Genomic DNA, 13014 nt, shown 5'->3' on the forward strand with positions numbered 1-13014 from the left:
CGGCTGGTTCACCCGTTCACCGCATCGGTGAACTTCGGTGAACCGGATGGCCGGTCGCCCCGTGTAGTGGGGGAGAGGGATTTCGAAGGGTGAGGAGAAAATCATGCTGGCCAACTGGATGCGAGGGTTGGGCGCGATCGGCCTCGTGGGCTCCGCCGCCGTGCACTTCTACCTGTACTTCGGCAGCGGCTACTCGGACATCGCGGTCGTCGGCCCGCTGTTCCTGGTGAACGGCATCGCCGGCATCGTGATCGCCGTGGCGCTGCTGGTGTGGCACCACTGGGTGCCGCCGTTCTTCACGCTCGGCTTCGGCGGTGTGACGCTGCTCGCGTACCTGCTGTCGGTGACCGTGGGCCTGTACGGCGTGCACGACCAGTTCAACAGCCAGTTCGAGTACTGGGGTGTCGTGACCGAGGCGCTGTGCGTGATCTGCGGCCTGGTGCTGCTGGTGCAGGAGGTGCGCGCGCGGCAGTCGTCCTCGCGCGCGGTGCCGGCCGGTCGCTGACCCGGGGCTTTCCGTGGCGAGGAGCGACGTCGAGGACCAGCTGATGCGCGCGCTGCACGAAGAACACGCGGCCGCGCTCTGGTCCTACGCCCTGCACCTGACCGGCGGCAACCGGATCCACGCGGAGGACGTGGTCCAGGAGACGCTGCTGCGGGCTTGGCGCCACACCGACGTGCTGGACCAGTCGCAGGGCTCGGCCCGCGCGTGGCTGTTCACGGTCGCCCGGCGCATCGCCATCGACGGCTGGCGCTCGGCGACCACGCGCTCGGAGGTCGTCACCGACGCACCCCCCGAGCGCGCCGTCGCCGACGGCACCGAGCGCGCCGTGCAAGGCTGGCTGGTGGCCGAGGCGCTCGGCGAGCTGTCCACGCGCCACCGCGAGGTGCTCGAACTGTGCTACTTCCTGGGGTACTCGGTGGCCGACGCCGCCCGGACCCTCGGGATCGCCGAGGGAACGGTGAAGTCCCGCACGCACTACGCGCTCCGGGCACTTCGCCTGGCCTTGGAAGAGCGGGGGGTGACCCAGTGACCACGGACGACTTCGCGACCTACGACGCCGCCTACGTCCTCGGCGCGCTGTCACCGGAGGACCGGCAGGCGTTCGAGTCCCACCTGCCGACGTGCGAACGGTGCTCCGCGGCGGTGCGGGAGTTGGCGGGGTTGCCGGGGTTGTTGGCGCAGACTCGGGGTGAGGTGCCGGGGGAGAGCGGGGGTTCTGGGACTGCTGTGAGTTCGGTGGGCTCCGGGGACTCCGTGGTGACGGCGCCGGAATCGGTGCCGGGCTCGGGTTCCTGGGCGCCGGACCTGCCGCCGCGGCCGGAGTCACCGGTGTCGGCCTCGGGTTCCGATCCGGTTGTGCCGGGTTCACCGGTGCCGGGGGATTCGCCTGTGTCGGGCCGAGCGCCGGAAGGCGAGCTGTCGACGGTGTCGGGAGATTCGCCGGGATCGGACCGGGACCCGGAAACCGAGCTGTTCACAGCGCCCGGTTCGCCGGACCAGTCGCTGATGTCGGGCCAGGAGCCGAATGCCGAGCTGTCGGTGCCCGGCTCACCGGGTTCGGTGCCGATGCCCGACCTGTTGCCCACCCTGATGCGCAAAGTTCGGCGCCGCCGGCGTATCCGCACCGGGGTGACCAGTGGAGCGACGGCGGTGGCTGTCGCGGCGGGGGTGGCCTTGGCGGTCACGCTTTCGCTGCCGGACACACCCGCCCCGCAGCCCGCCGTACCCGCCATCGCCGCGCCGCCGCCCGCACCACCGACGCTGCCCATGTCGGCCCTCGGCGAGTACCCGATCCAGGCCGCGGCCCGCATCGACCCCCAGACGTGGGGCACCGAGGTCGAAATGTCCTGCAGCTACCGCGGCGGCAAGGGCGGCGACTACTCCCTGGTCGCCCTCGGTCGCGACGGCACCGAAACCGAACTCGCCACCTGGAAGGCCCTGCCCGAGAACACGGCCAAGGTCGTGGTGGGCACGCCGATGAAGTCGCAGGAGATCGCTTCGCTGGAGATCCGCAGCGTGCGGACCGGGAAACCCTTGATGCGCCTGGTTTATCCCTGACCGTCACCCGACCTGCCGCTCACACTCCCGCCGCCACCCGACTCTTTCGGGTTGCGGCGGGAGTGCTTCCGCCACCAGCCGATCTCCCACGTCGGGCGCCGACTGCCGAAAGCTGCCGGGGTTGCGCCGATGCCCGGTTTTCGAGCAGCGTGTGGCCCGCGGCGGCTGACCGGTGTCGCTAGTCGTTGTGTTTGCGAAACGTCATGGGTGTCCCGGCGACATCCGGCCGCCAAGTGGCGGCGGCTGATCGATCCCAGCCGAGAACAGCTGTGCGAGGGTGGCCGCCGACAGCATTCCGGCTGTGGTCGGGTGCCGCGGCGTTGCCCGAATCCTCGGATTTCGAGCGGCAGGTTGCCCGCGGCAGCCCTGGTCCGGGATGCGATCCCTCGACTTGTCCTCCCCAGCCGAGTGAATTCCCCGCCATTCCGGCGCGAACGGTCCACTCGCGACAGCAGTTTCTTGGCCCCCGCCGCGGGCGCTGCGAACGTGGATGGCATGTCCTGGGGATTCGTCGTCGCAGGGGCCGCCGTGGTGCCGCTCCTGGTGTGGTTGTTGAAGAAGGCCGATGCGCCGGTGTCGGTGGTCGGGGCGGTGGGGCTCGTCGTGGGCGGGCTCGTCGTGGTGGCGTGGCGGTGGGGGAGCGGGGCGTGGGCGCCGTGGTGGTGGCCGGTGCCGTGGCTGCTCACGGTGGTCGGTGGGCCGCTGAGCCTCGCTGACGTCCGGCATCGGCGGTTGCCCGATGTGCTGACCCTGCCCGCCTACCCCGCCATGGCCGCGGCTGTCGCCCTGGGCGCCCTGACCGGCGGCGGACCCGCGATCCTCACCGATGCCGCGGCCGGCGCCCTCGTGTTCGGTGGTGCGCACCTGGCCGTCCACCGTGCGCTGCCGGGACGGATGGGTGCGGGCGATGTGAAGCTCGCCGGCGTTCTCGGCGCGGTGCTGGGCGTGCTGGGGTGGGCCTCGACCGCGTTCGCGGCCGTCGCGGCCGCGGCCATGAGCGCCGCCCTGGGCGTCCGGCTGCAAGCCGCGGCGCGGACACCTCGCACCGCCGGGCTCGGCGGCGTGGCCCGCCTGAGCGCGATCGTCGAGTCAGAAGCGCCAGCTTGGTCCAGTGCGCCGGATGCGCCGCCCAAACCAGCCGGGCCATCCACCCCGAACCGGCCCCTCACACCAGCTCGCCGCCCCCTCCACCACGGCGTCCCCCACGGTCCAGCCCTTCTCCTCGCCACCTGGATCTGCGCCGTCTTCCCGGGCGCGGCCTCCGGCGTGGCACCGAGCTGAGGGGCTCCCGGCCGGCTGTCCCACCAGCCATGACAGGATTGGCCGGTGTTGCGCTGGATCACCGCAGGAGAATCGCACGGACCCGCCCTCGCCGCTGTGCTCGAGGGCCTGCCCGCTGGTGTGGAGGTGACCACCGGAGACCTCACCGCGCAGCTCGCGCGGCGCAGGCTCGGGTTCGGTCGCAGTCCGCGCATGGGTTTCGAGACCGACCACGTGCAGATCCTGGGCGGAGTGCGCCACGGGATCTCGCAGGGTGGGCCCATCGCGGTGCAGATCGAGAACGCCGAGTGGCCCAAGTGGGAGCAGGTCATGGCGGCCGACCCGGTGGACCCGGAGGTGCTCGCCGGCCTGGCGCGCAACGAGCCGCTCACCCGGCCGCGCCCCGGGCACGCCGATCTGCCCGGCATGCAGAAGTACGGCTTCGACGAAGCCCGCCCCGTGCTGGAGCGCGCGAGTGCGCGCGAGACGGCCTCGCGCACGGCTCTGGGCACGGTGGCGCGCAACTTCCTGCGCCAGCTGCTCGGGGTGGAAATCCTGAGCCACGTCGTGTCGATCGGTGCGGCCGACGCGCCCGAGGGGCCGCTGCCGCTGCCCGAAGACCTGGCGGCGATCGACGAGAGCCCCGTGCGGGCGTTCTCGGCCGAGGGCACCGAGGCGATGGTCGCCGAGGTCGACGCCGTGCGGAAGGCGGGCGACACCGTCGGCGGCGTGATCGAGGTGCTGGCCTACCACCTGCCGCCGGGGCTCGGGTCGCACGTGCACTGGGACCGTCGCCTCGACGCGCGCCTCGCGGGCGCGCTCATGGGCGTGCAGGCGATGAAGGGCGTGGAGGTCGGCGACGGCTTCACCACGGCCCGCCGCTGGGGCAGCCAGGCCCACGACGAGATCGACCGCGGCACCGGCCCCGTCGGCGTCACGCGCCGGTCCAACCGCGCCGGCGGCCTCGAAGGCGGCATCACCAACGGCGAGCCGCTGCGCGTGCGCGTGGCCATGAAGCCGATCTCCACGGTGCCCAAGGCGCTGTCCACGGTGGACGTGCGCACCGGCGAGCCGGCCGTCGCGATCCACCAGCGTTCGGACGTGTGCGCCGTGCCCCGTGCGGGTGTCGTGCTGGAGTCCGTGGTGGCGCTGGTGCTGGCCGACGCCGCGCTGGAGAAGTTCGGCGGCGACTCGCTGGCCGAGAGCAAGCGCAACGCCGAGGCCTACCTGAAGGCGCTCGAGGAGCGCTGGTGAGCCCCCGCGCGGTGGTCGTCGGACCGCCGGGCTCGGGCAAGAGCACGGTGGGCCCGCTGCTCGCCGAAGCGCTCGGCGTGGCCTTCCGCGACACCGACGACGACATCGTCGAGCGCGCCGGCCGCGCGATCGCCGACATCTTCGCCGACGACGGCGAGCCCGCCTTCCGCGCGCTCGAAGCCCAGGCCGTGGCCGCGGCCCTCGACGAACACGACGGCGTGCTCTCCCTCGGCGGCGGCGCCCCCCTCACCGAGGAAACCCGGGCGCTGCTGGCGAAGCACACCGTGGTGTTCCTCAACGTCGGCCTCGCCGCCGGCGTGCAGCGCACCGGCCTCTCGAGCGCGCGCCCGCTGCTCGCGGGCGTGAACCCGCGCGCCACGTTCAAAGCCCTGCTCGACGCGCGCCTGCCGGTGTACCGGGAGGTCGCGACCGTCGAGGTCGACACCGACCACCGCTCGCCCGCCGAAGTGGTGGCCGCGGCGGTCGCCGCGATCGAACCGGCCGAAGCGCAGAACCCCTAGGCGCCCACCGGCAGCACGACCAGGAGTGAGGAAACCCGTGTCCCAACCCGTCCGGATCCGCGTCGAGACCGCGCACCCGTACGACGTGCTCGTGGGCCGCGGCCTGCTCGCCGAGCTCACCGCGCAGCTCGCCGACGCGTCGAAGATCGCGCTGATCCACCCGCCCACCCTCACCGCCACGGCCGAGGCCGTGCGCGACGAGCTCGCCGAAGCCGGCCTCGACGCGCACCGCGTGGAGATCCCGGACGCCGAGGACGGCAAGGCCTTCTCCGTCGCGAGCTTCTGCTGGGAGGTCCTCGGCCGCATCGGCCTCGACCGCCGCGGCGTGGTCGTGGGCCTCGGCGGTGGCGCCGTCACGGACCTGGCCGGCTTCGTCGCCGCCACCTGGATGCGCGGCGTGCGCCTGGTGAACGTGCCGACCACGCTGCTCGGCATGGTCGACGCGGCCGTCGGCGGCAAGACCGGCATCAACACCGAGGCCGGCAAGAACCTGGTCGGCGTGTTCCACGAGCCGAGCGCGGTCCTCGTGGACCTCGCGACCCTGGAGACGTTGCCGCGCAACGAACTCGTGGCCGGCATGGCCGAGGTCGTGAAGACCGGCTTCATCGCCGACCCGCGCATCCTCGAGCTCATCGAGGCCGACCCCGAAGCCGCCCTCGACCCGACCGGCGACGTGCTCGCCGAGCTGGTGCGCCGCTCGATCCAGGTGAAGGCCGACGTGGTCGCGGCCGACCTGCGCGAATCCGACCTGCGCGAGATCCTCAACTACGGCCACACCCTCGGCCACGCCATCGAGCGCCGCGAGCGCTACCGCTGGCGCCACGGCGCGGCCGTGAGCGTGGGCCTCGTGTTCGCCGCCGAACTGGCCCGCCTCGCCGGCCGCCTCGACGACGAGACCGCCGCGCGCCACGCTTCCGTGCTGAAGCTGCTCGGCCTGCCCACCACCTACGACGCCGACGCGCTCGGGCAGCTCATGGAAAGCATGAAGGGCGACAAGAAAACCCGCTCCGGTGTCCTGCGGTTCGTGGTCCTCGACGCGCTCGCCAAGCCCGGTCGGCTCGAAGGCCCCGACCCGGCGCTGCTGGCCGCCGCCTACTCGGCGATCGCGGCCGACGCCCCCAAGAGCGGCGGGAGCGTGCTGCTGTGAAGGTCTTCGTGTTCAACGGCCCCAACCTCGGCCGCCTCGGCAAGCGCGAGCCCGCCGTGTACGGCGCGACCACCCACGAAGACCTCGTGGCCCTGTGCGTGAGCACCGGCGCCGAGCTCGGCCTCGACGTCGAGGTGCGCCAGACCGACCACGAAGGCGAATTGGTGGGCTGGCTGCACGAGGCCGCCGACGGCGGGAACCCGGTCGTGCTCAACGCCGGCGCCTGGACGCACTACTCGATCGCCGTGCGCGACGCCGCCGCGCAGCTGTCCGCGCCGCTGATCGAGCTGCACATCAGCAACGTGCACAAGCGCGAGCAGTTCCGCCACCACAGCGTGCTTTCCGACATCGCCACCGGCGTGCTCGTGGGGCTCGGCGTGGACGGGTACCCGCTCGCGCTGCGGTGGCTCGCCTCGAACGCGAAGTGACACCGCCGCTCACCACCGAACGGCTGCGGCTGCGCACGCTGACCGAGGCCGACACCGACGCCGTGGTGGCGGTGTTCGCCGACCCGGCGATGAGCCGGTTCTTCGCCGCCGACTTCTCCGACCCCGAGCAGGCCCGCGCCATGGTGGCCCGCCGCCTCGCCTACTCCGGGCCCGAAGGCCAGGGCCACTGGGTGATCGAGCACGTCGAGCACCCAGGCGAAGTCATCGGCGTCGCGCACCTGCGGCCGTCGAGTGAGCTGCCCGGCGAGGTCGCCGAGCTGGGCTACTACATCGCCGCGAAGCACGCGGGCAAGGGCTTCGCCACCGAAGCCGCCCGTGCGCTCGTGGACCACGGCCTCACCACGCTCGGCCTGCCCGCCGTGTGGGCGCTCGTGCACGAGGACAACGCGGCCAGCCTGGCCGTGACCCGCCGGCTCGGGTTCCTCGACGTCGGGTCCGGCGTGCACTACGGCGATCCGCACGGCGTGCTCGTCGCGCTGCCCGCCGCGCACGGCCGGCCGCACCACCTCGAGCTGTGGGTGCCGGACCTCGCGCGCGCCGAGCGCAGCTGGGGCTGGCTGCTCGGCCGCCTCGGCTGGCGCGAGTACCAGCGCTGGCCCCACGGCGTGAGCTGGCGGCTCGGCCCGACCTACCTCGTGGTGGAAGCCTCACCCGCGAGGACGGCGGCCGAGCACGAGCGCACGCGACCGGGCCTCAACCACCTCGCCCTGCACGTGGCCACGCGCGCCGAGGTCGACGAGTTCGCGGCCGGCGGCCCCGGCTGGCGACCGCTGTTCGCGGACCGTTTTCCCCACGCCGGCGGGAAAGCGCACTACGCGGCCTACCTCGAGAACGACGACGGCTTCGAGGTCGAGCTCGTTGCCCTCGAACACTCCGCAGATGGGGACACGTTCACCCAACCGGGTTAGGACTGGTTAGACTCGACCATCATGCACCCGTTTCGTGGCGGGGCTCGGCGACCCGTGCGAGCCCTGTTCGCCCTGGCGTTGTCGGGGGTCGTGGTGGCGGGCTGCAGCGACAGCTACGCGCAGACCCAGGCCGAGGGACCCGGCCACGGCGGCCTCGAGGGCGGCAAGCCCGCACCGGCGAAACCGCCGCGCATCGCGAACGTGCCGCTGGAGACCTCGGGCGGCCGGCAGAGCCCGGGAGTGGTCGCGGCCGGTGCCGCCGACGCGGTCTACAACTACGGCCCCACCGCGATGGTCGAAAACGGCAAGACCCGCCTGTGGTGGTGCAGCCAGTACGGCAGCGCGGCCCCGCCCGGCGACGACATCCTCTACGCCGAAGCGCCCACGGCCGACGGTCCGTTCACCGCACCCGGCGGCGGTGCCCCGATCGCCGTGCTCTCCGGCGCACCGGGCAACTTCGACGGTGTGCACACGTGCGACCCGTCGGTGCTGCGCGTCGGCGGCACCTACTACCTCTACTACACGGGCGCGGCGGGCGACCACGCGCTCGGCAACGCGATCGGCCTCGCCACCAGCTCCGACGGCATCCACTGGACGCGCGCGGCGGGCGGCCGGCCGATCCTCGGGCCTTCGCACGACGTGCACCGCGACAACGTCTACGGCGCCGGCCAGCCCTCGGTCGTGTTCCTCGACGGCTGGTACTACCTGATGTTCACCGACACCACCGGCCGCGCGGCCGGCTGGAACGGGGCCGGCCAGTTCGTGATCCGCTCCCACGACCCGGCGTTCCGCACCGGCGTGGAAGCGTTGGGGGAGCAGGGTTTCGCGCCCGTCGCCGGCACCAACGCGCCGCGTGAACGCTCGGTGGTCGACGGCTTCAGCGCCGACCTCGAATGGGTCGGCGCGCTCGACGCGTTCGTGATCGCGCACGAGACCGCGGCCGGCACCAGCCTCACCTTCTGGGACCGCGATTTCACCCTGCAGCCCTACACGCCGCTCGTGATCCCCGGCGCGTGGAAGGAAGGGCCCGGCCTCGTCCGCCGTCCCGACGGCCACGCGCCGACGTCGCCCACCGACCCGTGCGACACCGTGCCGTTCGACGTGGTGCGCGCGACCGCGATCGGCTCCGCGAGCGCGCCGACGGCCTTGAAGCACTTCGGGCTCGACGTGCACGGCGCGGGCGGCTGCTCGACGCCCGATCGCGTGACCACCACGTTCGACGGCGTCGCGATGCCGTCACCGGACCGCCGGATGGACCTGTTCCGCAGTGGCGTGCGCATCCGCGTGGACCGCCGCTCGGTGGCCGCGGCGCTCGCCGGCGAGGTCGTGGACCGGCCGCTCGCACCCGTGGAGGGCCTGCCGGTGAAGGCGACGCTGAAGTCCGCGACGCCGGTGGTGCACGCCTATGGCCAGGGTTACGGCGTGGTGCTCGGCAACGAGCTCTACGGCCTGCCCGACACCACGACCGTGGGCCTCAACGGGGCCGCGGTGACGGAGATCGACCCGCGACAGTGGGCCGCTTACGCGCCCGGGCCGCCGCTGGGCGGCTGACCGGCGACGGCTTCGGCCGCGGTGCCGCAGCGGACGTGGCCGAGGTCGCCGAGGTGGCCGGTTCGGCCTCCGGCAGCTCCAGCTGACCCGACTGGCTGCCCGACCCGTCGTCGGGCCCGTGGTCCTCCGGCTCGGGTTCTTCCTCGGCCGCGGGCCGCCGCACGCGCGAGCCGACGAACAACCCCAGCCCGGCGGGCACCATCACGAGCAGCGCCGAGAACGCCGCACCGCCGGTGAGCGCCGCGCCCAGCTCCGCCGTGCCGGTCTGGTCCACGAACACCGCGCGCCCGATCACGTACAGGATGCCGGACACCACGCCCGCCACCAGCGACGCGATGAACCAGGCCCGCCCGCGGTCCGGCTTGCCGAGCCAGCCGTCGACCGCGCCCCACAGCGCCGCCACACCCACCAGCACGGCGAGCGTGACCGACGTGATCACCGTCTGGTCGGTCGGGTGGAACACGGACCACTTGGCGAGCAGCGTCATGGCGGCGGCGTGCACGACGGCCATGACCAGCCCGCGAGTCAACCAGGCACCCAGCATGTCCGGAGTGTAGGTGCCACCGGGTGAACGCGGTGTGGTCCACCCCGGTGCCCCGTCCGTCGCGTCGGCGGGTCGGTGGGCGGGAGCGGGGCAACGGCGTGGTTAAGCTGGCCGGGTGCCTGAAACCCATGCTCACCGTCGTGGCGCGCTGCGGTCCCTGATCACCGAGTCCGGGGTCGACGCGCTGCTGGTCACCGACCTGCTCAACATCCGCTACCTCACCGGGTTCACCGGGTCGAACGCCGCGCTGCTCGTGCACGCCGGCGGCGAGGCGCAGACCGTGTTCTGCACCGACGGCCGCTACACGACCCAGTCGGCGTCCGAGGTCCCCGACCTCGAACGGGTGATGGGCCGCGCCAGCGACCGCGTGCTCGCCGATTTCGCCGCGCGCGCCCACTCGACCTACGGGCGCACCGGCTTCGAGAGCCAGCACGTGAGCGTGGAGAACCACGAGGTGCTCAAGGTGCGCTTCGACAAGGTCACGCTGGTCCGCACGCCGGGCCTCATCGAGCAGCTGCGCGCGGTGAAGGACGAGGTCGAGGTCGCGGCCCTGCGCTCGGCCTGCGCGGCGGCCGACCGCGCGCTCGCCGACCTGCTGGCGGCCGGCGGACTGCGGGCCGGGCGCACCGAGCTGGAAGTGGCGCGCGACCTGGAGAACCGGATGCTGGAGCACGGTTCGTCGGAGCCGTCGTTCGCCACGATCGTGGCCGCCGGGCCCAACTCGGCCATCCCGCACCACCAGCCCACCGGCGCCGAGCTGCGCGAGGGCGACTTCGTGAAGCTCGATTTCGGCGCGACGGTGGACGGGTACCACTCCGACATGACCCGCACGTTCGTGCTCGGCAAGGCGGCCGACTGGCAGCGCGAGCTCTACGACCTGGTCCACCGCGCGCAGGCGGCGGGCACCGCGGCCGTGTTCCCGGGCGCCGACGTGTCCGAAGTGGACCTCGCGGCCCGCTCCGTGATCGCCGCCGCCGGACGTGCGGAGGAGTTCGCGCACGGCCTCGGCCACGGCGTCGGGCTCGAGGTGCACGAGGCGCCCAGCCTCGCTACCACGGGCGTCGGTACACTGTCCGCCGGTATGGCGGTCACCGTCGAGCCCGGCGTGTACCTCGCGGGGCGCGGTGGCGTGCGCATCGAGGACACGCTCGTCGTGCGGGACTCCGGGCCCGAACTCCTCACCCTGAGCACCAAGGACCTCGTGGCCGTCTGAGACGGGCCGCGGACGAAGAGATCGACACAGGAGACCGAAAGCTCGTGGCCACCACCAACGACCTGAAGAACGGGCTCGTCCTCAACCTCGAGGGCCAGCTCTGGACCGTCACCGCGTTCCAGCACGTGAAGCCGGGCAAGGGCGGTGCGTTCGTGCGCACCACGCTCAAGCACGTGCTCACGGGGAAGGTCGTCGACAAGACCTTCAACGCCGGCACGAAGGTCGAAACGGCCACCGTGGACCGCCGGAACATGACCTACCTGTACAAGGACGGTCAGGACTTCGTGTTCATGGACGGCGACACCTACGACCAGATCACGGTTCCGGCCGAGGTCGTGTCGGACAACGCCAACTACATGCTCGAGAACACCGAGGTCCAGGTCGCGGTGCACGAGAACGAGGCGCTCTACGTCGAGCTCCCGACCTCGGTCGAGATCCTCATCCAGCACACCGACCCCGGCCTGCAGGGCGACCGGTCCACCGGCGGTACCAAGCCGGCGACGCTCGAGACCGGCGCCGAGATCCAGGTGCCGCTGTTCGTCTCGACCGGCGAGAAGATCAAGGTCGACACGCGCGACGGCCGGTACCTCGGCCGCGTCTCCGGCTGATGGCGGACAAGCAGCAGCCGCACCCGAACCGCGGCGGTGCGATCAGCAGGCGCCAAGCCCGCCGGCGTGCCGTCGAGATGCTGTACGAAGCTTCGCAACGCGGCACCGACCCGGTCACGCTGCTGGCCGACCGGGTCGGGTCCACCGACGTGGACCCGGTCGCGGACTACACGATCACCGTGGTCGAGGGGGTCACGACCCATCGCGAGCAGGTCGACGAGCTCCTCGCCGAGCACGCGCAGGGCTGGACCCTTGAGCGCATGCCGCCGGTCGACCTGGCGGTGTTGCGGGTGGGGGTCTACGAGATGCTCTGGTCCTCCGACGTGCCCGACCCCGTCGCGATCGACGAGGCCGTGGGGCTGGCGAAGGAGCTGTCCACGGACGACTCGCCGCGGTTCGTCAACGGCGTGCTCGGCCGCATCGGCACGATCGCCGACCGGCTGCGGGCGGTGCTCTAGCCCACAACGGCACATCCGAGCCTGAAAATCGCCGAAGGCCGCGCGCTCCTCGTCGGAGCCGCGGCCTTCGGCGTTGTGCTGAGGTGCCCCAGGAAGCCTCACGAGTGGGGTCCGGAAGAGGTCTTCGTCACACCACACGTGGCCGAGCCGGTGCCAGGCCGTGATCGAGCCCGCCCGGGCGTCGCCCGGTGAACTGGGTTCACCGTCACCACAACCCGGAAGCGCTAGCCCGAACGGGTCACGCGCCGAAGGGTCACGCGCCGAAGGGTCACGCGCCGAAGGGTCACGCGGGTGCGAGGGGCCGGCCGGAGCGATGTTGATCACCGTCCGCAGCCGGACCGGCGGGTGTCCGAAGCGTGGTGGGTGTTTCCGGTGCCCCGCCGAAAACACCCACCGCGTCGGGCAACCGCCGCCCATCAGTCTTCTTTGGACGGACGGGCCTCGGGCGGCAGGACACCCCAGTCGATGAGCTGTTCGGTGAGCTCACCGGGGGTCATGTCGTAGATGATCGCGAGCGACCGCAGGTCCTCGGTGCGGATGGAGAGCACCTTGCCGTTGTAGTCGCCGCGCTGGCTCTGGATGGTGGCCGCGTACCGCGCGAGCGGCCCGACCTTCTCCGCGGGCAGCTGCTGGAGCCGCTCGAGGTTGATCACGATCTTCGTGGCGGGCTCGGCACCCGAGGGCACGCGGCCCTCCGGCAGCAGTTCGACCACCGGCACTCCGTAGAAGTCGGCCAGTTCGGCCAGCTTCTGGACGGTGACGGCGCGGTCGCCACGCTCGTACGAGCCGACGACGACGGCCTTCCAGCGGCCGCCCGACTTCTGCTCGACCCCGTGCAGGGAAAGGCCCTGCTGCTGGCGGATCCCGCGGAGCTTGGCCCCGAGCGCCTTGGCGTAATCGCCCATCTGGTGGTTCTCCGTTTCCTCACCCCCACGCCGGTTCAGGTGACCGGTCAGGGGACTCCTCGAGTCGAATACTCAGAGTAATGGTTACGCATAGTTGTCACCAGGTCAAGCAGAAGGTCTTCGTACCTGGTCGC

At 72.3% G+C, this 13014-nt stretch carries 14 protein-coding genes and 1 pseudogene; 13 read left to right on the top strand and 2 right to left on the bottom strand.

Features of this window, described 5'->3' with window-relative positions:
- Positions 1-103: 103 nt before the first annotated feature.
- The 10 genes and pseudogenes from VSH64_RS02980 to VSH64_RS03025 all read left to right on the top strand — a co-directional run bounded on the left by VSH64_RS02980 (position 104) and on the right by VSH64_RS03025 (position 9152).
- Complete coding sequence (locus VSH64_RS02980; protein WP_326833903.1) at positions 104-505, top strand: hypothetical protein; 402 nt, start codon at positions 104-106, stop codon at positions 503-505.
- Between the two features lie 43 nt (positions 506-548).
- Positions 549-1034, top strand: coding sequence for a sigma-70 family RNA polymerase sigma factor (locus tag VSH64_RS02985; protein WP_326837889.1), 486 nt, complete (start codon positions 549-551; stop codon positions 1032-1034).
- Positions 1031-1186, top strand: a pseudogene (locus tag VSH64_RS02990) (anti-sigma factor family protein); the annotation flags it as partial. The gene VSH64_RS02985 and the pseudogene VSH64_RS02990, both read left to right, overlap by 4 nt.
- Positions 1187-2557: 1371 nt before the next feature.
- The gene (locus tag VSH64_RS02995) at positions 2558-3343 is read left to right on the top strand and encodes an A24 family peptidase (RefSeq protein ID WP_326833904.1); all 786 of its coding nucleotides are present in this window, start codon (positions 2558-2560) and stop codon (positions 3341-3343) included.
- A gap of 45 nt (positions 3344-3388) precedes the next feature.
- Positions 3389-4576 (top strand): chorismate synthase, encoded by a 1188-nt coding sequence (aroC, locus tag VSH64_RS03000; RefSeq protein ID WP_326833905.1) that lies wholly within the window; start codon positions 3389-3391, stop codon positions 4574-4576.
- Positions 4573-5097, top strand: coding sequence for a shikimate kinase (locus VSH64_RS03005; RefSeq protein WP_326833906.1), 525 nt, complete (start codon positions 4573-4575; stop codon positions 5095-5097). Before aroC ends, VSH64_RS03005 begins: the two co-directional genes overlap by 4 nt.
- A gap of 37 nt (positions 5098-5134) precedes the next feature.
- Positions 5135-6244 (top strand): 3-dehydroquinate synthase, encoded by a 1110-nt coding sequence (aroB, locus tag VSH64_RS03010; protein WP_326833907.1) that lies wholly within the window; start codon positions 5135-5137, stop codon positions 6242-6244.
- Positions 6241-6672 (top strand): type II 3-dehydroquinate dehydratase, encoded by a 432-nt coding sequence (gene aroQ, locus VSH64_RS03015; RefSeq protein WP_326833908.1) that lies wholly within the window; start codon positions 6241-6243, stop codon positions 6670-6672. Before aroB ends, aroQ begins: the two co-directional genes overlap by 4 nt.
- Positions 6669-7601, top strand: coding sequence for a GNAT family N-acetyltransferase (locus VSH64_RS03020; RefSeq protein WP_326833909.1), 933 nt, complete (start codon positions 6669-6671; stop codon positions 7599-7601). The genes aroQ and VSH64_RS03020 overlap by 4 nt, the downstream gene beginning before the upstream one ends.
- Before the next feature lie 21 nt (positions 7602-7622).
- The gene (locus VSH64_RS03025) at positions 7623-9152 is read left to right on the top strand and encodes a glycoside hydrolase family protein (protein WP_407655628.1); all 1530 of its coding nucleotides are present in this window, start codon (positions 7623-7625) and stop codon (positions 9150-9152) included.
- Here VSH64_RS03025 and VSH64_RS48455 read toward each other — a convergent pair.
- Positions 9076-9696 carry a B-4DMT family transporter gene (locus tag VSH64_RS48455; RefSeq protein ID WP_407655629.1) on the bottom strand — a complete coding sequence of 207 codons (621 nt, stop codon included), beginning with the start codon at positions 9694-9696 and terminating at the stop codon, positions 9076-9078. The genes VSH64_RS03025 and VSH64_RS48455 overlap by 77 nt on opposite strands.
- 115 nt (positions 9697-9811) lie before the next feature.
- On the opposite strand from VSH64_RS48455, the gene VSH64_RS03035 reads away from it, so the two are divergent.
- The 3 genes from VSH64_RS03035 to nusB are packed head-to-tail and all read left to right on the top strand — an operon-like array spanning position 9812 to position 11975.
- Entirely contained in the window at positions 9812-10909 is a 1098-nt protein-coding gene (locus VSH64_RS03035) for a M24 family metallopeptidase (RefSeq protein WP_326833910.1), read from the top strand.
- A 44-nt stretch (positions 10910-10953) separates the two neighbouring features.
- Positions 10954-11517 carry an elongation factor P gene (gene efp, locus VSH64_RS03040; protein WP_285968858.1) on the top strand — a complete coding sequence of 188 codons (564 nt, stop codon included), beginning with the start codon at positions 10954-10956 and terminating at the stop codon, positions 11515-11517.
- Positions 11517-11975 carry a transcription antitermination factor NusB gene (nusB, locus tag VSH64_RS03045; RefSeq protein WP_326833911.1) on the top strand — a complete coding sequence of 153 codons (459 nt, stop codon included), beginning with the start codon at positions 11517-11519 and terminating at the stop codon, positions 11973-11975. The genes efp and nusB overlap by 1 nt, the downstream gene beginning before the upstream one ends.
- A gap of 416 nt (positions 11976-12391) precedes the next feature.
- Here nusB and bldD read toward each other — a convergent pair whose 3' ends face one another.
- Positions 12392-12880, bottom strand: coding sequence for a transcriptional regulator BldD (gene bldD, locus VSH64_RS03050; RefSeq protein ID WP_003096372.1), 489 nt, complete (start codon positions 12878-12880; stop codon positions 12392-12394).
- Between the last annotated feature and the right edge of the window lie 134 nt (positions 12881-13014).

The sequence above is a fragment of the Amycolatopsis rhabdoformis genome, from assembly GCF_035918295.1.
GTDB lineage: Bacteria > Actinomycetota > Actinomycetes > Mycobacteriales > Pseudonocardiaceae > Amycolatopsis > Amycolatopsis rhabdoformis.

Excerpts from the sequence above, each read along its gene's own strand:
- VSH64_RS03025 (WP_407655628.1), top strand. The coding sequence starts at position 7,623 with ATGCACCCGTTTCGTGGCGGGGCTCGGCGACCCGTGCGAGCCCTGTTC.
- VSH64_RS02985 (WP_326837889.1), top strand. The coding sequence starts at position 549 with ATGCGCGCGCTGCACGAAGAACACGCGGCCGCGCTCTGGTCCTACGCC.
- VSH64_RS02995 (WP_326833904.1), top strand. The coding sequence starts at position 2,558 with ATGTCCTGGGGATTCGTCGTCGCAGGGGCCGCCGTGGTGCCGCTCCTG.
- nusB (WP_326833911.1), top strand. The coding sequence starts at position 11,517 with ATGGCGGACAAGCAGCAGCCGCACCCGAACCGCGGCGGTGCGATCAGC.
- VSH64_RS48455 (WP_407655629.1), bottom strand. The coding sequence starts at position 9,696 with ATGCTGGGTGCCTGGTTGACTCGCGGGCTGGTCATGGCCGTCGTGCAC.
- bldD (WP_003096372.1), bottom strand. The coding sequence starts at position 12,880 with ATGGGCGATTACGCCAAGGCGCTCGGGGCCAAGCTCCGCGGGATCCGC.
- VSH64_RS02980 (WP_326833903.1), top strand. The coding sequence starts at position 104 with ATGCTGGCCAACTGGATGCGAGGGTTGGGCGCGATCGGCCTCGTGGGC.